A 22,208-nucleotide genomic window follows, 5' to 3' on the forward strand; every position below is an offset into this window, starting at 1 on the left:
TAACCACCTTAGTGCGCTGTGGATTTGAAACATCGACCTCAACGTCTCATTAAATACTTCACCATAGTAGGTATCGTCGGGAATAACTTTCTGGGGCCAATATTCGGCAGATTGTTCCCTTGTAGATTCTGTATTGCAATAGTGCAACCGACACTTTTCCAATCAATTGGAATGAGTAAAAAATTAACACTTATGGTGTAATATTAAATACGTTGTTGCAAATGACGTGTTATTGTATATTAAATGTAATTTGTTCCATATTGGGGACGATTACTACTTGATTCTGACTTACTGAAAAAGAGTGAATTCAAAACAAATGGAAGCCAGCAGCGAAGTCGCATTTAACTTACCCCAAGTATTTAATTCTGATAAATATCAACTTGCCGAAAAAATAGGTGAAGGCGGATTTGGCCAAGTTTATAGAGCCACGCAAATCAGTACAGGTCAAAATGTCGCAATTAAATTCTTAGCGCTATCAGACAAAGCCAACATTGATAAAAATCGCCGCTGCATCGATAGATTTCACCGAGAAGTATCCCTTGTCAGCCAACTCAATCACCCAAATATTGTTCAACTTATCGATAAAGGTCAACAAGGTGATTTCCTAATATATGCGGTTTACGAGTATATTGAAGGGCAGAGTCTAAAGGAAAAGTTACTTGTTTCTGGCGCATTGGAGCCACCATTGGCGGCAGATGTCATGGCCCAGGTGCTAGATGCATTAGCCAACGCCCATGAGAAAGGCGTGGTGCACCGAGATATCAAACCTGCCAATATTATGTTGTACAAAGTGGGTGCAAAAGTCCATGCCAAGGTGCTTGATTTCGGGATTAGCACGATTTCTCAAGAAGCTCGGCAGAATGATTATAAAAGTATTACTCTCACACAGGAAACTTTAGGCACTCCGTCTTATAGCTCGCCGGAGCAATTAAGAGGCGAGCCACCGGTGCCGCAAACTGATATTTATTTATGGGGGCTCGTTTTTTTAGAGTGCTTAACAGGCAAACCCACAATATCTGGTAGCTCTCTCGCCGCGGTATTTCATCAGCAGTTGAGCTCAGCGAATATTCCTCTAGGTATACTAGCAGGTCATGAATCCGCGAGCTTGCTTCGCAGGGTATTAAGTAAAAAATCTTCCGAGCGGCCGAGTAATACAGCCGGGCTATACCATACATTTAAAAAACTGAGTTTTAATAACCTAGTCGGCACTTTAGAGTTTCAAGGCCGACAAGAAGGTCACTCTCAGTACGAGGACGTTACAAAAACGCTACTCAATACCCAAATTAACAACGCTAGATACTCTTACACTCGGTTGACAGAGCGAAAACAGATCACTGTGTTGAGCCTTATCCTAAATTGTGAGCAAATAGACTGTAATAGTTCAGAAGATCAAGATGTTATTGATACTTTTCATGCCGACCAAATGCAGCAATGTATTGATATCGCCATTCGCTATGGTGCATACCACGTTGGGATATTAGGAGATACGCTACAGTTTTATTTTGGCTATCCACATACCACTGACAATGATAGTCGCCTGTGTGGGCGTACTGCATTGGAGTTGATCAGTAATATACAAAAGAAAAATGTCATTTTGCGGGAAAGCCAAGGCATTCACAGTCAGATACAAGTTGGCATAGAAACGGGCATGATGCTGAGCATCGCTGATGATTTGCCAACAGGTAAGACCGCTCTCAATTCACTCAAACTCAGTCGAAAAGCGAAAACCGGACAAATTTTATGCTCAAAAAACGTGCAGCTATTGCTCGATAATTATTTGTCTTTCAAACCTGTGATTGATGACACCAATAAAAGCACCAATAATTTTATTTTGGCTGGCGAGCGCCAAGTTGAAGCCTTTGGCTTTCTACGCGGCACCAAAAAGAATAACGCTTTTTTTGGTCGTGAGCGAGAGCTGAAGGAACTAGTAGAGCGATTAGTCACACCAGCAACTCAATACTCTGAACTAACAAATAAACCTCTGCCACTGGTTCATATTTATGGCGAAGCTGGCATTGGGAAATCTCGTTTAATCTTTGAACTCAGAGATAGAGCAAAACATAGGCCCCAACTTGTAGCCCAATGTTTACCCGAACACAAAAACAATGCTCTGCACCCTATTTTAAACATCATAAAGTATAAATATACACTTGATATTTTATCGCCGGATTTAAGTTTGCACAAACTCAAAGACGCTGTAGCGCAAACAGAATTGGATAGGGAACAGCAAGAAATCGGCGTATTAATTTTATCTGCTTGGTTAAGCTTGCCTCTGCCCGAGCTAAACCCGATCACAGACTTATCGCCGGAAGTACAAAAGCAGCATCTATTCAACTTATTAGCACATTTACTTTGCCAACCCCTATCGCTGAATGAAATCCCCGAAACTCGCCCTGCTCACTTATTTATCTTTGAAGACCTACACTGGGCCGATCAGATAAGTAAAGACTTTATTGCTTACTTTACCGCGTCCAATATATTTAAATCTGGCGCACATAGCTGGGTCAATACATCGCGCGAAGTACTGCCTGAGCAGCTGTCAAAATTGAGTTTTACTCCATTGCCATTGAAGAAATTAAATCGCGAAAGTGCACAAGAGGTTATTCAATACTTATTTGAACAACAACCTATTAGCAACCAACTAATGGAGGTGTTATTAGAGCGAACCGATGGTATCCCACTGTTTATCGAAGAGTTAGTAACCGCTCTGAAGTCACAACATTTAATCCATAAAGTACATGGCGCCTACAATTTTATTGACGATCACAAAGAAGCTTTAGTGCCCTTAACCCTCAGAGATTCACTGCAGCAAAAACTAGATCAGTTGCAACACGCAAAAGAGACCGCTCAGTTAGGTGCGACTATCGGGAGAGAATTTGACTACGATTTACTGATTGCGTCATCTAAAAAGGAGGAGGCGCAGGTTCAATTTGATTTAGAAGAACTAATCGAAGCCGAATTAGTTTATAAGCAACGTCAAGTCGCTGGTGACAGCTATATATTTAAACACGCGCTGGTTCGCGATGCAGCCTATGAAAGTATGGCTAAAGACGTGCAATACAAAGCGCACCTAACAATTGCTTCAGCAATAAAGAGTAATCCTAAAACCAACCTAGACAGCGCTAACGACATTCTCCATTACCACTACTTAGCTGGACAGTCGTATCGTGAAGCTGCGTACTTTGGAAAAAAAGCAGCAACTTTGGCAATAACAAAAAGTGCTTATGAGCAATGTATTCACTATGCAGATGCAACCATGGATGCACTGAAAAAAATAGATGCCGAAGGCCAAGAACTGTTAGAAATAAATCAGCTGCTAATCACCGCCTCTATGATGGTCGTTGGCTGGGCGTCCGCCAAAGTCGAAGAGCTTATCAAATATTCTCAGCAATTATTAGAAGGATTGGGTCAGCATAAGCAGTCTATTGATACGGCAATTCTGCTTGCAAATCATGTCAATGTCGCAGGAGATGTAAACAAAGTACTTGAGATCATAGATTCGTCTTTGCCGTTAGCACAAGACAATGGCCAACGTGCAGCATTGCTATCAGTAAAATGCCATGCACTGTGGCGTGCAGGCAGGCTGCATCAGGGGTTAGATTGTGTTGCAGAAGTAAGACGCTTATATGATCCTGAAAAGCACAGTGACCATACTATTAAATATGGCCAAGACTCTAATATTTGGGCATTGAGTATAGGCTCTTTAATGCATGCTTATATGGGCGATATGCACAAATTTGCAAAATCTATCGAAGAAGCTGAAAAGCTATCCGAACAGTTAGAGAGCAGCCACTGCCTTGTTTTAGTAAAAGTGTATGCTGCGTGTGGATATTACTTCGCCAATCAAAAGGGCACAATCAAAGCCATCTTGGACCAATCAAGGGCCATTTGCGAACAAGATAATTTGGCCAATTGGGTAGGCGTTATAGATTCTTTGGAAGGCTGGCTACTAAACATCCCAGAAAAGATCAGTAAATCGATAAGTGCACTTGAAGCTAATGGTGCCAAGCAAATGCATGGTTTTTGGAGCGCTATGTTAGCTGAAGTTCACGTTGAAATAGGCCAATACGACCAAGCACTGCAATTAATTGATGCCTCTATTGCACAAACTGAGCGGTTTAACGAGCACCTCTTTTTACCTAAATTGTTGTGGCTAAAGTCTGAGTGCTTTTTGCAGCAAGGCAAAATAGCGCCTTACGAACGCTGTTATTCGCAGTACCTTGAAAAAGCGGCAGCTTTATCTGTGCAGATACCAGAAGGCGATATAAGACATACTGGTAAAAAACCAATTGAATAACCAATTTATATCATCGAGTTGGTATAAAGTTTAATCGTTTCAATTAAATTAGATTAAGGACAACGCAATGCAAAATATCTACCAAAAAATAGTATCGACTTATTCAGTCTATGTCGCCGCAGGTTGGCTCGATCCTGAAGGGCCTTACTTTGTTACACTGCCAAAAAGCCAATCATGTCCCGACACAGGTCAACACAAACGATATCTAAAGTTCAATAACAACGGGGAAGTCTCAACATTTAATGAAATTTTGCCTCACTGTGAGCTATTAATTGACGATTTTAATGTTAATAACAGCAATATATGGAACCCATATTACTCTAGTCAGTGGGCAGGTAGCTTGAACAGTATTCATATTAAATTGCCTGTAGCCCCTCCAAAAGAGCAGCGGGCGCTAGCTATTTCTGTTTATGCCTCTATGTTCCCAACATTTATGGGTCTAGTTGCAGATGGCCACCCATATACAGACAATGATGATATGGATTGGCTGGCAATTGGTGAATACACCAACTCCATCATCACGATGGCATGGGAGGCACATGATTTAGGCGAAAACCCTAATCCAGATACTTTAAGCAAAGAGCAGCAAATACTCCTTAACTTCAGAGATATATTAACCTCTGAAAACCCCAATAGTGGCCAAGAGTTGATTGAAAAGTTTTTACAAAAAACATTGCCTTGGAATGTAAATATTACTTTTGAAACAGACCCCCACTTCAAATTTGTTTTCGATAGATATGAACCTCTTTTAAGCGTTTTTGAAAACATACCAAGAAACACCTTTACATATCACCCACCGGTAAAACCAGAAAATAAAAATGCGCAGGCCATTGCAATCAGTGAGTATTGCAAATTTACCAATGCAACGGCCTGCTGATTTTTAGTCCAAGTAATCGGACAAAGGTTGATAAGTAAAGACAATGCTTTACTTATCAGCTTGATATTTCTGTATAAAAATAGGGAAATCAATGACAATACTTATCCACGATGCAGATAGGCACGTGATAGAAACACCTGATATATGGCAAGACTATGTCGACCCAGCTGAAATAAAAGGGTTTGAGTACAACTTAACCTATGACACTCAGCATAAAGCCGAACAACGCGCCTTGCGTCTTGGGCAAAGCGCAAGGGTTGTATTGCCACCAACATTAAAGCTTGGTGAATACCCCTTACTCAATTGCTGGAATGAAGACATTCAAATTGAAAGTGCGAAGGTGTTTCACAAAAGCATCGACAAACGTAAACGCGCAGCAGCGCCAAATACCATGCTACAAGATATGGACGATACGCATATTCACAGCGCTAGTTTATTTCCCAATGTAGCGAGTTATATTATCAATCATCAATCTATTAGCCACCAAGCCTCCATTGCCTATGCGAGAGGCTACAATACATGGCTTTACGAATATTGCAGCCACAACCCAGCACGTCTCAAAGGCGTGGGCCTGATTAGCCGCCACGACCCTAGTTCCATGATCAGCCAACTAGAAGCCATTGAAAAAATGGGTTGGACCAGTATCACGATGCGCCCAGAAATAATTGCCGGACATCACCTTGGCAGTTCAGTGTACAACGAGTTTTGGCAAGCGTGTGAAGAAAAAGGGATAAGCATTGCGTTTCATGGAGGCTCCAATTTACAAGCTCCAACCGCAGGTACAGAACGTTATACGAGCCGTTTTGCATTACATGCATGTTCCCATTTTCACGAAATGCAACTGGCATTTTTATCTTTGTTAGATGCGGGTGTATTAGAGAGACATCCCAAACTTAAATTAGGCTTTTTTGAAGCGGGCGCAAGCTGGCTATTAAGCTGGCTATGGCGGCTAGACAATATCTGTTATACCGAATTTCCGGGTTTAATTAACAACCGAATTAAAATGCGACCTTCTGAGTATTTCAAGCGTCAATGCTGGGTCACGATCGAGATGGACGAACCATGTTTAGCGCAAGTTATTGAAACCATAGGTCATGACAGGCTGCTCTTTGGTACTGATTTCCCTCACCCCGATCACTTGCATTTCGACTATACAAATCTCGAAACCCAAAACGCCGACATTAAACCGGCTGAACTAGTAGATATATTACAACACAATCCAAAACAATTTTTTGGATACTAGATATGAAAACTTTTAATTGGCACCCAAAATTTCAAAAAGTAACCATAAGTGAGCAAGGTATTTTACTGGTCGGTGAAGTTCTGTCCTATTTCTTAAAATTTGCACACTATCCAGGACTTGAGTTAATCGGCACAGATGGCAGTCAGGAGCAAAACGCGCTGCGCACCAAGCATAGCCACTTGAGAGCACATTTAAATCGGTACTCAGCCCATTTATTGAATGCGGGTTTAATTTATGATCAAGCGACTACGGATTTTTTACCTCATTCATATTCCACAAGTCGACTGGCGCATCCAGTAACGCTGCAACACCATTCAAATTTGCCTGTGGTCAACTTATCAGCAGCACAGCCTAGCTTTTTACAAGCTTGGCTACAGCTTTGCTCGCACGAAGATTTACTAAATGCATTTAACCTCGTGAATAAACCAACGATTATATTTGTCGATGACTTTACCCACCCTGCAATAGACAGCATTATAGAGCAATCTACTCACTGGATTATGCTAAAAATAACGGGGGAAAGGCTATGGTTCAGCCCGGTTATTACTCAAAAGTGCAGCAGCTCATTGAACTGGTCACTGATAAAAACACGTATAGCCAACAATCAACCAGAGCGAAAAGTACTCTCACAGCTCAATAAAGCGCAACAGATCCCTTTTGAAAATCCGTTAGAGCTTGCGCCTGAACTACAGCAGCAATTGCAACGACTGCTGATAAAGCAGCTACAGAATGATAGTCATCACCTATGTGTATTTGTTCGTAAAACTCAGCAAGTCAGCTACCACCCATTTAAGCAGATCACCAGAGTGAGCATGGATACGCTTGAACAACGATTGGGGAAACCTATCACTTTGAACAAACGGGCTATCCAGTTTGACAACGATGGTGGCTCTCGAAGCTATTCACCAGAGCAAACATTAACTAAACTCCAGCCGTTGATAAGCCCTATTACCGGAGTCGTTAATTACTTTGCGTGCATGGAACCACAGTCAGGTAAACCGCTAAAAACATATTGTGCGCGATTTTCAAAAACCCCTTCAGTGCGCCAACTCTCTAACCTGTCTTTAGCTGACTTCTCTATGGCTTGTGCAGGTAAAGGGGTTTCTGATACTCAATCTAAGGTTAGTGCGCTGTGTGAAGCAATCGAACGATATGCACCGCTATATCAAGGTAATGAGCCTTTATTTTTGTCGACCCAATCAGCGTTGGATGGACCAAGCTACAGTCCCCACGACCTGACGCCATATAGTGAATTGCAATACCGTACTTTCGAACACTCTCTGCACTCCTCTTGGGAGGAGAAGTATGCTAAAAAACCTTATCAAGATCAGCCAATTCATTGGCTAAAAGCATGGTCTATGTCTCAACAAAGCAGTATCTATGTCCCTATGGCATGCTGTATTTCCAATATGCCATTTAATGACGATGAGTATTGTTTATGGCAATCAAATGGCTGTGCTGCGGGCAACAATCTAGAAGAGGCTATTCTTCAAGGTTTGCTTGAATTGATTGAGCGAGATGCGGTTGCAATATGGTGGTATAACAAAATTAGTCGCCCAAGCTTTCCACTAGAAAGCCTGCCCGATAGCCTCATTGCAAAAGTTGAACAAACATTACCTAGTAATATGGACTTTTGGATTATCGACGTGACAAATAATAATCAAGTTTCGGTTATGGTCGCTGTTGCTCAAGAAAATAGAACAAAGAAGTTCACAATAGGGTTAGGTTGCCATCTCAACCCCGTTTTGGCTGCACAGCGCGCGTTGACTGAGTTGTGTCAACTTTATCCAAACCGTGATGCCAACAAGTCTCTATTCGACTTTGATAAAATCCCCAATGAGCCGTTTATGTACCCCGCACAAGATGGCGCAACCAGTAAAACTACCTTGGCCTACTGTGATGATATTAGTGACAATATAATTAATATTGTGGAGCAGTTAGCGCAAGTAGGGTTAGACACTCTAATTGTGGATCACAGCAGAGAAGATTTACCTATACACACGGTTAAAGTACTTGTGCCCGGCCTGTGTCATATGTGGCCGCAACTGGGTAACCAAAGACTTTATACACTACCTGTACAGTTAGGGTGGTTAAGTGAAGCAAACTCCGAATTGACACTCAACCAGCAAGGGCTTTACATCTAGCACTAATTACGAGGTTTTTATACCTCGTAATATTCCGAGACACTTGTTCCAGACATTGCACTTCATCAAATTCATATTGAGAACCAGTAAGATAAATATAGTGATTGTAGGTATTCATTTTGTTATTAATAAGTTGTAGCAATAACAAACTAAACAAAAATCGAAGGACCATTACGCTATGATACAAAGAGCAATTCAACTCTTACTCCTGTCGTCCTGGGCCGTGCTTTTAATAAGCACGAATCAGGCCTACGCAAACAACTGCAATTCAGCGCCGCAAAGTTACTTAAATAGCAACGGCGAGCTGGTTCTATACAGCAATTCATTTTGGAATACACAAAGTCTAGGTCGTTATAGTGCGAGTGTGAATAACATTACCGCAAACATGCCTCTGGATTTAAAAAGCAATACCAGCATGACAGATAAACAGCGAGCACAACAATTGCGCTGGGCTGTAAATGTGGCCAATAACATTACACCAAGCCCGGTACGTACCAAACTTGTCGTCGCATCTTGTCACTATGATTTTAGTGATGAACACACCGCACACCCAGATGCACCTGAAGATAAAATTCACAATGCATTTCTGCCAAAGCTGTTTATTGCGCAAAATAATATCACCATTGAAGGCAGCTCAGCTCAATCAAAACCTCGCTTGTATTATTCAGGGGCAGGCGCTGACGGGCTGCACCACGGGCGGGTGCTGCTGATGGTTCAAAGTAACAAACAGGGCATCACGATTAAAAACTTAGAGTTTGAGGGCGACCATAACTGGGACAATATAAAAACGCCTAAATTCACATTGCATGAGAACAACAGCCAGCTCTACTTCAATGGCCGAGATCGCCGCCTATGGTCAGGTATGATCATGGTTGGGCTTACGGGTGGCAGCAATGACGTCACCATCGACAATGTGATTGTCACCAAACCTGCACGAGCAGGCATTGCCATCGTAGGTGGAGCAACGGTACAAAACTCCATTATTAAAGGCGTCGTGCCGATGGCTAATAAAGACAATATGTTGGCTGATCTTGTTGATGCTTCGAAAGCCTTATCTACGTACCTAGATATTGGCTCTGCGGGTATGGGATTTCACTCTGGCATTGCACAACAATTCTCATATGGCCCTACCAATGTCTACAACAATACTATTCAAAACTTTGTCGAAGGCGTAAATGGTAACGGCTCAGAGTGGGTTATCACCGATAACGTGATCAAAGAAATTGCTGATCACGCAATTTATATTTTAAGCGCCATGAAGCCCTCCATTATTGAGCGCAATCACATAGAAATGATTTTAAGCGCTGCAATTAAGCTCGGTGGTTCGACGTGTAAAGACCCGGCTTCACAGTGCAGATTGCCAACAGATCCGCTCGATGAACAAACCCGCGCCGGGGCTTACAAAACACGGATCCAAAACAACACCTTCCGACTCATACCAAGAACATCCATATTATTGTCGGGCACTTTTAACACCATCGCTAACAATACCATAGTTCCTTACAACCCAGCTGATGACAAAAGCACAGGGGATTACTATAACCCTCAAAAAGATCCAGCAAATATCTATCCAGACTTCTCTTTCTCGACATCTGGCGGGCAAACGCGAAAAGATAGTCAAAGACAAGATTATTGGAGCAACCATGTTGCCTATAACAATGTTGCCTACAACACCAAAGGTCATGAAGAACTGTCAATTTTTTTCAGTCAAAGGATGTCGACTCGAGACCGAAGCATTGGCATGAATATGGTCAAAGGTGCTGGGCAAAAGGTGTATTTCCACGCGCGTAAAGACTCTCGCTACGCGCCGCTGATTTCAGTCTCTGGCGGTACCAAGCTATTTGCTGGTGGCAAAAGCGATTGTAGAGATTGTGTAGGTAACCCTGTTGCAAGCGGGTATCGCAGTAATTTAGAGCCAATATGGGCCAAAGCTGTGACGATGGAAAACTCAAGTGGCAACCGTGTTCCACATTTGCTCGTACAACTAGATAGCACACAAAACGATATCTTTTTAGTTGGTGAGTCAGGTATTCATGAAAAGGTCAATGCCAATGGGCAAGTATTAAACATCAAGGAAGTCGCTGATTTGGATGGAGATGGACTGGATGAGATTTATTTCCAAGAAAACAACAGTAACTTATATGGTGCCAAACTATTTAATAGCCGTAATGATGTTCAAAACAGGCAGTTGAGCGATATAGCAAACACACGTTGGACGTTCCACAACGCCAACTCAGCGAGCTTAATTGCAAGCAAAGCTGTGTCATTTAATCGAGCAGGGCCAGACCAGCTTGTGACCAGCTGGACAGGAAATGGGGCAATATTGGGCTCTACTTTTAATGGCGCGGGTCACCCCATTGCGAGCAATGCGATTTACACTGGTTCAATCAATAACCCTGTAAAGATGCTGCAAGCTGCTGATTTATCTAATGCAGGTGAAACATTTGGGGCGAATCAGGAGCTCTACGCCGCTTTCAACGATAAAAAAATTGTTGGCGTATATTGGGATGCAAATACATCGAGTTGGAAAAACCAAACGGTTTACGCAGGCACGCAGAGGCTATCGCTGATGGAGGCTGGTCGCCTAAGAAGTACAGATCAAAAACAGCGCATGTATCAGCGCTTTTACAGCAACACGATTTACGAAAGTAAACCTGCCGCCTCAGGACAGCTACCGGCATTTGGCACTGGCAGCTATTTCTACACAGGGTCGTCAACGAGTGACATGTTAGTGGCAGCTGATTTAAACCATGACGGTAAGCAAGAAATGATCAATCACTTTACTCAGCTCAATAACAAAATCTATTATGGTGGCGAACAAAACGGTTCATTAAACAGCACTATCGGCACTTTATATGACGGATTTACATCACCTAGGTTGATCACCCCTTACACAGGCACAGACAACCGAGAACGTGTCGTTACACTGTTCAACCGTGCATGGGCTATCTACCTATCTGAAGGGCTGCGCAGTACTGGCCACAATTACGTGAACTATGTTTACACCAAGGTATTGGCAAATACTCAGTAAAACTAGCGTTCAAGCAACACTTGTGCACACCTTGCACATTGTTGCTTGAATGAATTGGTATTTAAAACCATATCCAGTGGACCTTAATAGTCCACTTCTCATACTCCTCAACCAAAAACATGTACCGAACTTTTGTTTTCAAAACACAAATCACAGTGCGCTAATTCCAGCGCTGGTGAACAACGCTTTTATGCCACTAAATAAACAAAACAACTAGATAAAATACACTAACTCCATCATTTATCACTAAATGGCATACGCCTTGCTTACTAAAAAATGCTTGCACCATAGTAACTTCATACTAGCAAGCCTATCTCTATGCCATGAAAGGCAGATTTCAAAATATTAAAACGTATCTTTAAGGAGCAAAGAAATATGAAAAACATCATCTCAGCGACGCTCATTGTCGCATCAACCTACTGTGCAACCGGCTTTGCACAATCCCATGCAATAGATGTAGATAAAATGCTTGAGCAAACCTTTGAACTCATTCAAAACAATGAAAATCAAGCAGCACTAAGTAATCTAAACTGGCTTGCCAAACATGGAACGGCGCATGACCCAAGATTTCACAATACCTTTTTAGATGTTGTACAACATCTTTGGCTCAATTTTGCATACAGTTATACCCCAGCTTGGAAGTCGTATGACAAGGTATACAGAAGCGCTAAACAAGCGTTGATAGCAGCCCCGCAAAACTGCTCGGCCTTTGATATTGCCTTAAGCTTTGGCAACCTACCGCATAACGCCACAGATCACATTACACACTTGGAAAATACAGAGCAGCAATTTCCTGCTACGTGGCAGCGTTGTTGGACGGCACAAGCCTCTAGTAAAGCCATTGGATTCATCTCAGAGCCACTTATAACAGCTTATGTGGGTGATTTATCTGACCACTTTAAAATCCATATTGTCGATCAATTAAACGCGGTTTACCGCGATTGCGACGATCTACCGACTGAGACTTTGGTATGGGAATGCAGAGACGCATATAAGCTTCAGCTAACCAGCGCTTCGGCGATGTATCGCGAAGCGGCAATGATCCTGCATGATGATGTTTCTGAAGCGGGCCAAATTGGCGGCCACACCATTTCGCTTATGCTCCAATGGCAAGCACATGACAATCGTTAACCGGCCCACAAACCACTAAGAATAAACGCTGCATTTGCAGCGTTTTTTGACTATACGGCAAATATTTACGTATCAAAACGGCAATCAGCTGCCCACTTCACCGACAAATTCACTTTCAGACCCTGCTCTCAAACAACTTGGCGCACCTCCTTAGCAAATAAGTCGTCGCTGCTGACAAATGTCTCAACGGCTAAAATGAGCGAACTGCCTCACTAGCACAAAGCATGCAACAGCCACAATACCTATGCCACCGAGCACCAGCAGTACCATGTCATAGCTTTGCGTTATCATCCATATCCAAGCAGCTATAGCTGGTGCTCCCGCTTTAATAAACTGAATAGGCATACTCATCGCGCCATTAATTGCGCCATATGCTTCCTTCGTTAACAGCTCTGGAATTGCAATGCCTTTAACAATCGTCATCATTCCGGTAGCTGCACCAAATAGGGTAATAAGGGGTATTAACAGCCATACTTGACTAGGTAAATACACCATACCAACAAACGTTATAGGGAGCGCCGACGTCGTCAGTACACCAAGTTGCAATGCCGATACTTTCGCCCCTGCAAATTTCAAGGCGACCCTGCCTAACACTTGAGCAGGCCCCAAAACAGCTAAAATAAGCACCACTTGCTGAGGAGAAAGTGCGCTTTCAACTAATATGGGGTAGAGGTGAAATTTAAATGTGCTCGCCCCCGCGGCAAACAATGAAAAACAAAGCAGTAAGGCCCAAAAAATCGGTTGCTTTAAAGCCCATGCAACATTGATATTGCGACTATCAGCTTGTGCTACCACCTTGGTGTCTTTGGTTTTTATGATTCCTCTGGGTAATAAGCCATAGCAAATTGAACAGACAAACATATTTACGGCACCCAAAACCACAAAGGTTATACGCCAGCTAAAGTGTATTATTAGCAATTCTATAAACGGGATAAAAACAGTGCTGGCGAAACCTCCCCACAAAGTTAATGTGACAATTTTACCTTTGGCTTCCTCGTGCTGATGGTTAGCATTAATAACTGCGAAAGCCGCTTCATATAAGGTTGTGGCCTGAACGATACCAATTGCAGCAAATACTCCATAGAGAAGCGATAAAGAATTGATCTGAGAACCTGCTATTAGTAAAACCCCCGCGACGATTGAGCCTATCACCATTACATTTCGACCGTACCCATTGTCAATGAGCTTGCCTACCGGAATTGCCGCAAATGAAGAAAATAGCAAACTGATAGACAGCGCCCCATATGTCTCCGATTTCGCCCAGTTAAACTCACTGAGCATAGCTTGGGCTAGCTGTGGAAAGCTGTAATAAAGCGTCCCCCAAGAGCAGATCTGGGCAAAGCCCAGAAGTGCAATTGGAAAGCTATCTGCTGACTTTTTGAGAGCCCACGGCTCCCCCTGAGACAAGCCATATATCTTCGCTTTTAAGGCATTCATATTTGGTCCCGCTCAGCCACAACATGATGCTTCATTAGAGATGGTGTTTGAGTGGCAACAATCTAACTCGTTGCTTTCACTGCTACACACACCCGTTTTTGGTAGCACCAGCTCTACTCGCGTCGCGGCTTCTTCATCGCCAGCCAACTTTGCCGCAATGGACCTAACTTGCTCATAACCTGTCAACATAAGGAATGTGGGCGCACGACCATACGCTTTCATACCGACGATAAAAAAGTGCTTATCTGGGTGCGCAAGCTCTCTATATCCATGCGGAGGAACTGTGCCACAAGAATGTAGATTAGGATCGATCAATGGCGCCAATGCAGCTGGCGCTTCCACAATGCTATCTAAATCAAGGCGTAACTCTCGCAGTATGCTTAAATCTGGTCTGAATCCTGCTGCGACTACGATGCGATCAACTTCAATAAATTGAACTTGTCCTGCAACAGTCGCAGATATGGCAAGTCCACTTGATGTGTGAGTTATTTTTTCAATAGCAAATGGCGCGAGTAAATCAAGCTGGCCATTATCCACCGCACTTTTGGCTGCGGAGCCTAACTCTTGGCGAGCTGGTAGTTCATCATTTATTCCTCCACCAAGCAATTTTTCTAAATGGTTGGTCCGTAAGCCCCAAACAGCTTGTGTTTCAGGGTATCGCTTTTGCAGTTTTAGTAACTCTAATATGATGTTAATGGCGGAATGGCCACCACCTAACACCAATACACGTTTACCTGCATAGTCAACTTTGTTCCGTCCAACGACATCGGGCAAGCCATACCAAATTGCATCTTTGTTAATGATTTCACCAGGCACTGGTAAGCCATCCAATCCAATTGGATTTGGGTTACTCCATGTCCCTGAGGCATCAATCACAGCTTGAGTAAGTATGACTTCTGTTGTTCCATCACTATGTTTAATATGAACTGTGAACAAAGCCTGATCACGCTCTTTTGAGAAGGATTTGGCATGAGTGTGTTTTGAAACTGCAATCACTTCGGTTTGAAGTTTGATAGCGCTCGCAAGTTCCGGTGTAGACGCAGCCGGTTGGAGATATTGCTCAACAATATCATGACCAGTTGGCAAACCCTCGGGATCCGGTGCTTGCCAACCATTGTTTTCTAATATCACTCGAAGCTGTTGATCTATTACATATTTCCAAGGGCTAAATACACGAATATGTCCCCACTGCGATATGGCGGAGCCCACTGCACAGCCTTTTTCAATCACAATTGGCTGTATATTACGAGCAAGCAGGTGGGCGGCCGCACTTAGGCCTACAGGCCCTGCTCCAATAACGACTGCGGAGCTAATTTCATTTTGATTCATTGTAAACTCATCTTTAAGGCTAATTTACCTATAAGACGGTTGTTTTTTTCGAAAGACGAAACCGTGCAAGACTATATTTAGTAGTCTGCTGCGCATGAATTAGATATTGTGGTAAGACGGTTGCCAACCGTTGAAATCAAACTCCAGATGTAATATCTGCAAGCCCCACTGTTCAGCATACACTTAAATACTATGCCGAACAGCCTTATACGGCCCATGACAAAACGAGCCAAATAATAGATTTGTTCATTCTCAATATATTGATATCATTATTTTAAACTGGAAGACCTACTACATATGGAGCAACAATGAAAAAATCTCTTCTCGCGCTCGTCACAGGTACCGCCATTGCGTCCGGCGGCTACTTTATTGCACAACAAGGCGCCAATAATAATAACTTTGCACATTTAGACAACGTGCCTGCCGATACGCTTTTTTTGTGGTCACAATTAAACAGTTTTCCTTATCTACAATATTTGGACGTCTTGCCAGATACATTAAAAAATGTTGATGATATCAATAATTTTGTTGCAGCGATGCAAGGCCAAGAGGTTGATTCAAACACTCAATTCTTACTAAATATATTGGATAAATATGCTAATAGCTTAAAATCATCCAAACAATTCACCAGCACTTGGGGGGTCAATAGCGACTTTCAAGCGCTTGCTTATTCGATCGGTTTACTGCCTGTCCTTCGCGCTGAATTGGGTGACCCTCAAGTGTTTAAAAACACAGTTATCAACGCAGCGAAAGAAGCAAATATTCAATATGAAGATACCAATATAGAAGGTATTCCAGTCACCAAATTCCTGATAGAACAAGAAGGTAATAAGATCTTTGATTTATTGGTCGCTATTGACGGTAAATGGGTGACGGTTACCTTTGATACCCCAATCAACGATCAGAACGATCTTAAAATTGCGCTCGGTATTACAGCCCCAACAACACCACTAAGTAGCACAGATAAGGTGCAGCGTTACATCCAAGACCACCAGCTCGACGGACATGCACTTGCGTATCTTGATACAAGGCTTTTAGCGGATATGCTTACTGCCAAAGATCCACAAAGTAAGTCGACACAAATGCTGGATAAGATACTGGCGCTCACAGACAGCGAAAATGCATTAGACAGTGTGAGAAACCCAAACTGCCAGCAGGACTTCTCTGACATTGCGAACAAGTGGCCAGCCATCATTACGGGTACTCAAGCGTATCAATTTTCAAATAACTACGGTGACATAACAGTATCAAGCGTAATTGCATCTACTGATACCAAAGTTTTAAATGCCCTGAAAAATATACGCGGCTTTTTACCACAGCATACTCAAAGTGACAGCGACGCCATGCTTGCACTGGGTATTGGATTCAACGCGAGTCAGCTCTCGCCTTCAGTCAATACTATCTGGGCAGCTTTTGCCAGCGCACAATTTAACTGCGAACCACTCGCACAATTACAAGCACAAAGTAAAGATGCCAACCCGGCACCATTAGCGATGGCAACAAGTATGCTTGGCACACTAAAAGGTGTAAGTCTCACGGTATTTGATGCAAACATCGCAGACTTAGTTAGAGTAGACAATACAGATTTGAGTTCCGTTGATATGTTACTCACTGTATCTGCTGACGACATGTTAGCATTATTTAATATGGCAAAGAGCTTCGCTCCAGACTTGGCGGGATTGACACTACCTGCCGATGGAAGTGCCATTGAAGTCAACCAATATTTACCTCCAGACTACCAATCTACAGCACCGCTATACTTAGCATTAAAAGGGCAGCATCTGACTCTATACATAGGTAAAACAGCGCAGCAAACTGCGGATGCGTTGAGCACGCAAACCGTGACGGCTAATGGAATGGTGAACTTCGCTGTCAATACGGACAAGATCATGCCTATGCTACTCCAAGCAGCAGAGCTCTCTGGTGAACCTATTACTGATGATATGGCTGAGTTACTGAGAGAAAGTGGCAAAGTGCACTTCTCATTAGACACCACAGATAAAGGTATTGTTGCTGATATTACAATCAAAGTTGAAAATCAGTAAAACAACAAGGCCGAAATAGCATTGCTATTTTGGCCTTACATTTCACTAACTAACGAAAAGCACGCAGTTCAAATTATTTAAGCCCTTTCACTAACGGCATACCATTGGTTCCCACTGGGATATATACCGTAGTGTGGTTTGGTGATTCAGCCATTTTAAGCTGTGCATTAATCGCTTCATGCTGGAGGTAATTTTCGGTCAGTGTCGAGTTTATGATTTTTTGCGCCTCGGCAATCCCTTTCGCTTCTTCGATACGGATCTCCGCATCTTTTTTTGCTATCTGTTTTTGAGTTTCTTTTTCAGATAGCAATTGCTGCGCAGCCAATTTTTTCTCCACAGCTTTAGCGACAATATCTGGGTAATTAATATTGCCAACCACGATGTTTTTTACTTCAAATGGAGTGGCATTTAAGTATGTTTGCAATTTAACGGTGACCTCTTTGGCGATGTCATCACGACGCGCTTTTAATTCACCACTATCAAATTTTTGCACGGCATTTCGCACATAGGTTCTAAATGTCTCTCTCACAAAGCGTGCATACCAGTGCTCACCACCATAATTTTCAACAACGGCCTTCACTGTTCCTGCGCGAATAGATACCACCGCATGAAAGTCAAAGATAATATTTAAATCATCATTGGCAAGTATTTTGAAGTTTTCCGTATAGGTATTGGGTCGCATGTCAATGTTAATGACTTCATTGCGCAGTAGCGACATACCAAAATTACTGGGCCCTTGAAGAGTGCCTTGATAACCACCAGAACCGAATATTCTCGGCTTTTCATAAACATACCCTTCGAAGCCTGCTGGCGTACTCGGGTTGCTACACGACCCTAATCCAAAAATAGAAAACACAATCACGGCAACAAAACTAAATATTGTGCCAATGGGCAAAGACTTTTTCGCAAACATAATGAACTTTATTTATCTATAAACGCCCTATATTACTGGCTAGACTCTAGAAAATAAATTGATAAAAACGCCTAACAACTTATTGGTTACAAGCAACCGTTAAATTCAGTTACACTAGGTTGGACATAGGTTTATCCAAACCGACGATTTTTAGAGCAACGGGCTGGGAAATACAATGACCATAGAGCCAGATAAAATACTGTTTAGAAAAGCTAAATTAGAAGACAAAGCCGCACTGTTGGTATTAGAGCAAGCCGTCGTTGACGCTGAACGACCGTACAATTCGCAAATTAAACCACATGCATATTACTACAATTTAAACGACCTTCTGCAAAGTGAAAATGCCTGGGTGCAAGTTGCAGAATATGACAATGAAATCATCGCAACAGGCTATGTGCAGATCAGACCTTCAAAACAGTCATTGACCCACGCTAACCACGGTTATTTGGGTTTTATGTTCGTCAGCCCTGAGTTTCGAGGCCAAGGGCTCAATAAAAAAATCATACAACATTTGATGAGCTGGGCTGAGTCAAAAGGCGTTTATGATTTCTACCTCGATGTATATAACGACAATCAAGCCGCAATTAATGCATATCAAAAGCTCGGATTTAAGCCTTCTTTGTTAGAAATGAAAGTTAATACCAAGAGCTAGAACGCATTCGTATTGGTACAGGGTGACTCTAACTTGTAAAATGATGCCAGCTAGAGTTTGCCGCCACCGCAGACAATTAAAGGCACAAAAAGGCTTCGGTAACACTTGCCTAAGTAAATCAGCGCCTTCAACTCAACTTCTTTGCTAAAGATTTATCACTCTAAATGATTTCTGAGCAGTTAAGTACTCCTCTTCATTCTGCGCTCCAATTGCTAAATTTTCGTCATAATTCCCTCTACTCCTTTACTCTATAAATAAATTTTTCGTCTACACTGAAATTATTCTGCAGCTCATAAGGTCTTTTGTAGCAAGTCGTCCGGAGCGCATAAACTTTGCTTTTTTTGTATCGCGCGAATTTGCAAAAAAAGTCAATAAATCGAGCTCTGGAGTGGTGCTTTTCCTTAAATAAAATACAGCCCACTCTAGCTAGCTCTATATTTTGGCATAACCAAAACACGAGGAATCGACAATGAAAGCATTAACAGGCGCCGCAATGGCAATGATGGTAGCAGGTCTTGTAGGCTGTAATGCCACTGGGGACTCAGGCCAATCAGCTAGTTCTGGTGCATCGGCAAGTTCAGGTGGCGCTAAAACAGACTTGGTGCATTGCTATGATGTAAATATTTGTGGTGGACACAACGATTGTAAAACAGCAAGCAACGCCTGTTCAGGACAAGCGTCTTGTAAGGGAACTGGTTTTGTGGGTATGCCTGCAAAAGCGTGTGCTGATGTAGGTGGTAAACAAAAAGACAACTGGGTTGGCAGTGTTGCGAAAGCCGATTTAGTGCACTGTCATGATGTTAACATATGCGGTGGTCATAACGATTGTAAGACTGCAAATAATGCATGTGCAGCACAAGCTTCATGCAAAGGCACTGGATTTGTAAATATGCCAGCAAAAGCGTGTAAAGATATTGGCGGTAAAGTCGGTAGCTAAATGACATGTCAAAAGCCTACCTGCGCGTAGGCTTTCATTTCAACTTAAGTTGTGAGGATAAGATTGAAAAATACACCCCCACCTTTTGTCGGCTTTGGTCTAGGCCTACGCACTTGCTACTTTGAAGAGATCCTAGACACAGAACCTAATGTTGACTGGTTTGAAATTATCTCTGAAAACTACTTTGTTTCCGGTGGCAAACCTTGGCACTACCTATCTCAAATTAAAGAGCGTTACCCCATTGTGATGCATGGCGTATCGATGTCAATTGGTAGCACATCCGACGTGAACTTTGACTATCTAGCAAAACTCAAAAAAACCATAGAGCGTGTGCAGCCGCTTTGGGTCTCTGACCACTTATGTTTTTCTTCCCTTGGGGAGTTCAATAGCCATGACTTATTGCCCATGCCCTATACCGAAGAGTCACTTGATCACTTAAGTCAAAGGCTCTCTATTGTGCAAGACTACCTTCAAAGGCCATTAATTCTGGAAAATGTCTCTAGTTACCTCACCTATGAAGTATCGGAAATGAGTGAGTGGGCATTTCTTGCGGAATTACACAAACGAACACAATGCCAATTTTTACTCGATATTAATAATATTTATGTCAGTGCAAGAAACCACGATTTTGCGCCGCAGGAATTTATTGACGCGATACCTGAATCAGCAATCGCACAAATCCACCTTGCCGGACACAGTGATTTTGGCAGTCATATCATAGATACTCATGATCAACCTATTTGTGATGAAGTTTGGCAATTGTTCGAACAGTTTGCGAAGGCGAGAATGCCTGTCAACACCATGATAGAGAGAGACGATAATTTCCCAAGTTTCAAAGAGATCATGGCTGAACTTGAGCAAGCTAGAGGACTCGCCCCTGCTTCTTGGAGCAAACATGAGTACGCTTAAAAAATTACAGCATGACTTTGTTGCTATGCTCCAAGGGCAAAACACAACCTTTACTGAACACATCGCCAAACAAAATGGACTGTCTACAGCCCAGCGCGGTGAAATTTATCAAAACGCTTATCAAATAAGATTAAAAAAAGTACTAGAACAAGATCATGAAATGCTAGGCCTATACCTTGGTGATGAGTTGTTTGATCACATGGTTGAAGAATATTTAAGTCAGTACCCTTCCCGCTCTGCTTCGCTTAGAGAATTTGGTGATCGTATACCACAACTTCTAAAATCATCACCACGCTTTAAAGAGCATGGTATTTTAGCCGAAATAGCGCTTTTTGAGCGATTGTTGTTACATGCATTTGATGCTGCTGATAGCCCAACTTTACAACTGGCGCATTTACAATCCATAGAACAAAGTGCCTGGCCAAATATCGTTTTTCAACTTCATGATAGCGTTCAGCTACTAAGCTGTGAATACTCGGCTGTGGAAAGCTGGCAAGCACTAAAAAATGGCGGCTCACCGCCATCGCCAAACCAAGGCGGTTTACGTCATTGGATTGTTGCACGAGCACCGGATAAACGCACTGGATTCTATCCTTTGTCACAATGCCACTTTCAATGTTTGACTAGCATTGAAAAAGGGCTACCGTTTGGATTTGTGTGTGAAGCCGCAGCCAATGTCGTGGGTGACCAACAACAAGGCACTCTGCAAGTCATGCAATTGCTCCAGCAAGGCATTGAATTGGGCTGGTTTATTGCTAGCCCTCAAGGCTCTCAGTAGGAATTGAGATGAAAATACAGCAAAAGCTACAGCTTTACCAAATCAGCGTGATATTTAGTATGCTGTTTGCGTTGGTTGGCTTTAGCTATAACACTTGGCGGCTTGAAGTTTCTGAATACAATAACAATGTTAGATTAGCGAGTTTTGAGATACTTAAAGAACTCGCGGCATTGGAGCAATTGTTATATGTTGCGCACTATGATCAAGATATGCAGTCTGCCAGCCCTCGTAAAGGTTGGATCAAAGTAGGGCTAATTAAAGATTTCAGCTATTTGACCAACAAACAAGTGCAAGTCGGCGCAACTAACCTACAAAAAACGTGGTCTCAAAATTGGGAAAACATATCAACTAGTAATCAGTCTGTAGAGCTGATAGTAAACGACATCGACGAGGTGAGGGCGAGTATTAAAACGCTCCTCACGTCCTTACAATAACGTCACATTTACCCATGATCTTGCATCGACAGCTCGTGCAGCCTGTTGTCG

The 22,208-nt window shown here is 42.5% G+C and carries 15 protein-coding genes; 12 read left to right on the forward strand and 3 right to left on the reverse strand.

Annotated elements, in window-relative coordinates; genetic code table 11:
- Positions 1-301 precede the first annotated feature (301 nt).
- The 6 genes from J8M00_RS16130 (at position 302) to J8M00_RS16155 (ending at position 12,723) form a co-directional block, all read left to right on the forward strand.
- On the forward strand, positions 302-4,297 hold the full coding sequence (locus J8M00_RS16130; RefSeq protein WP_211011571.1) for a TOMM system kinase/cyclase fusion protein: 3,996 nt from the start codon (positions 302-304) through the stop codon (positions 4,295-4,297).
- A 67-nt stretch (positions 4,298-4,364) separates the two neighbouring features.
- Positions 4,365-5,174 (forward strand): hypothetical protein, encoded by an 810-nt coding sequence (locus tag J8M00_RS16135; protein WP_211011572.1) that lies wholly within the window; start codon positions 4,365-4,367, stop codon positions 5,172-5,174.
- A gap of 91 nt (positions 5,175-5,265) precedes the next feature.
- Positions 5,266-6,417 (forward strand): amidohydrolase family protein, encoded by a 1,152-nt coding sequence (locus J8M00_RS16140; protein WP_211011573.1) that lies wholly within the window; start codon positions 5,266-5,268, stop codon positions 6,415-6,417.
- A 2-nt stretch (positions 6,418-6,419) separates the two neighbouring features.
- Positions 6,420-8,561 carry a YcaO-like family protein gene (locus J8M00_RS16145; RefSeq protein WP_211011574.1) on the forward strand — a complete coding sequence of 714 codons (2,142 nt, stop codon included), beginning with the start codon at positions 6,420-6,422 and terminating at the stop codon, positions 8,559-8,561.
- 178 nt (positions 8,562-8,739) lie between these two features.
- Positions 8,740-11,592 carry a hypothetical protein gene (locus J8M00_RS16150; protein WP_211011575.1) on the forward strand — a complete coding sequence of 951 codons (2,853 nt, stop codon included), beginning with the start codon at positions 8,740-8,742 and terminating at the stop codon, positions 11,590-11,592.
- Between the two features lie 375 nt (positions 11,593-11,967).
- Positions 11,968-12,723, forward strand: a complete 756-nt coding sequence (locus tag J8M00_RS16155; RefSeq protein ID WP_211011576.1) for a hypothetical protein — start codon at positions 11,968-11,970, stop codon at positions 12,721-12,723.
- A 183-nt stretch (positions 12,724-12,906) separates the two neighbouring features.
- On the opposite strand, the gene J8M00_RS16160 is transcribed toward J8M00_RS16155, so the two are convergent.
- Both J8M00_RS16160 and J8M00_RS16165 read right to left on the reverse strand, forming a co-directional pair.
- Positions 12,907-14,160 carry an MFS transporter gene (locus J8M00_RS16160; protein ID WP_211011577.1) on the reverse strand — a complete coding sequence of 418 codons (1,254 nt, stop codon included), beginning with the start codon at positions 14,158-14,160 and terminating at the stop codon, positions 12,907-12,909.
- 12 nt (positions 14,161-14,172) lie between these two features.
- On the reverse strand, positions 14,173-15,489 hold the full coding sequence (locus J8M00_RS16165) for an NAD(P)-binding domain-containing protein (protein WP_211011578.1): 1,317 nt from the start codon (positions 15,487-15,489) through the stop codon (positions 14,173-14,175).
- Between the two features lie 308 nt (positions 15,490-15,797).
- Here J8M00_RS16165 and J8M00_RS16170 point away from each other — a divergent pair, with 308 nt between their 5' ends.
- Complete coding sequence (locus J8M00_RS16170) at positions 15,798-17,534, forward strand: hypothetical protein (protein WP_211011579.1); 1,737 nt, start codon at positions 15,798-15,800, stop codon at positions 17,532-17,534.
- A 73-nt stretch (positions 17,535-17,607) separates the two neighbouring features.
- Here the strand turns inward: J8M00_RS16170 and J8M00_RS16175 are convergent, their stop codons facing one another.
- Positions 17,608-18,447, reverse strand: a complete 840-nt coding sequence (locus J8M00_RS16175; RefSeq protein ID WP_211011580.1) for an SPFH domain-containing protein — start codon at positions 18,445-18,447, stop codon at positions 17,608-17,610.
- Between the two features lie 175 nt (positions 18,448-18,622).
- Here J8M00_RS16175 and J8M00_RS16180 point away from each other — a divergent pair, with 175 nt between their 5' ends.
- From J8M00_RS16180 to J8M00_RS16200, 5 genes are all read left to right on the forward strand, one after another.
- Positions 18,623-19,099 (forward strand): GNAT family N-acetyltransferase, encoded by a 477-nt coding sequence (locus J8M00_RS16180; protein ID WP_211011581.1) that lies wholly within the window; start codon positions 18,623-18,625, stop codon positions 19,097-19,099.
- 469 nt (positions 19,100-19,568) lie between these two features.
- Complete coding sequence (gene bufA2 / locus J8M00_RS16185; protein ID WP_211011582.1) at positions 19,569-20,036, forward strand: BufA2 family periplasmic bufferin-type metallophore; 468 nt, start codon at positions 19,569-19,571, stop codon at positions 20,034-20,036.
- 63 nt (positions 20,037-20,099) lie between these two features.
- Positions 20,100-20,945 carry an MNIO family bufferin maturase gene (gene bufB, locus J8M00_RS16190; protein ID WP_211011583.1) on the forward strand — a complete coding sequence of 282 codons (846 nt, stop codon included), beginning with the start codon at positions 20,100-20,102 and terminating at the stop codon, positions 20,943-20,945.
- Positions 20,932-21,723 (forward strand): HvfC/BufC N-terminal domain-containing protein, encoded by a 792-nt coding sequence (locus J8M00_RS16195; RefSeq protein ID WP_211011584.1) that lies wholly within the window; start codon positions 20,932-20,934, stop codon positions 21,721-21,723. Before bufB ends, J8M00_RS16195 begins: the two co-directional genes overlap by 14 nt.
- Before the next feature lie 8 nt (positions 21,724-21,731).
- Positions 21,732-22,157, forward strand: a complete 426-nt coding sequence (locus tag J8M00_RS16200; RefSeq protein ID WP_211011585.1) for a hypothetical protein — start codon at positions 21,732-21,734, stop codon at positions 22,155-22,157.
- Positions 22,158-22,208 lie beyond the last annotated feature (51 nt).

It is taken from the genome of Pseudoalteromonas luteoviolacea (assembly GCF_018100925.1).
Classification (GTDB): Bacteria; Pseudomonadota; Gammaproteobacteria; order Enterobacterales; family Alteromonadaceae; genus Pseudoalteromonas; species Pseudoalteromonas obscura.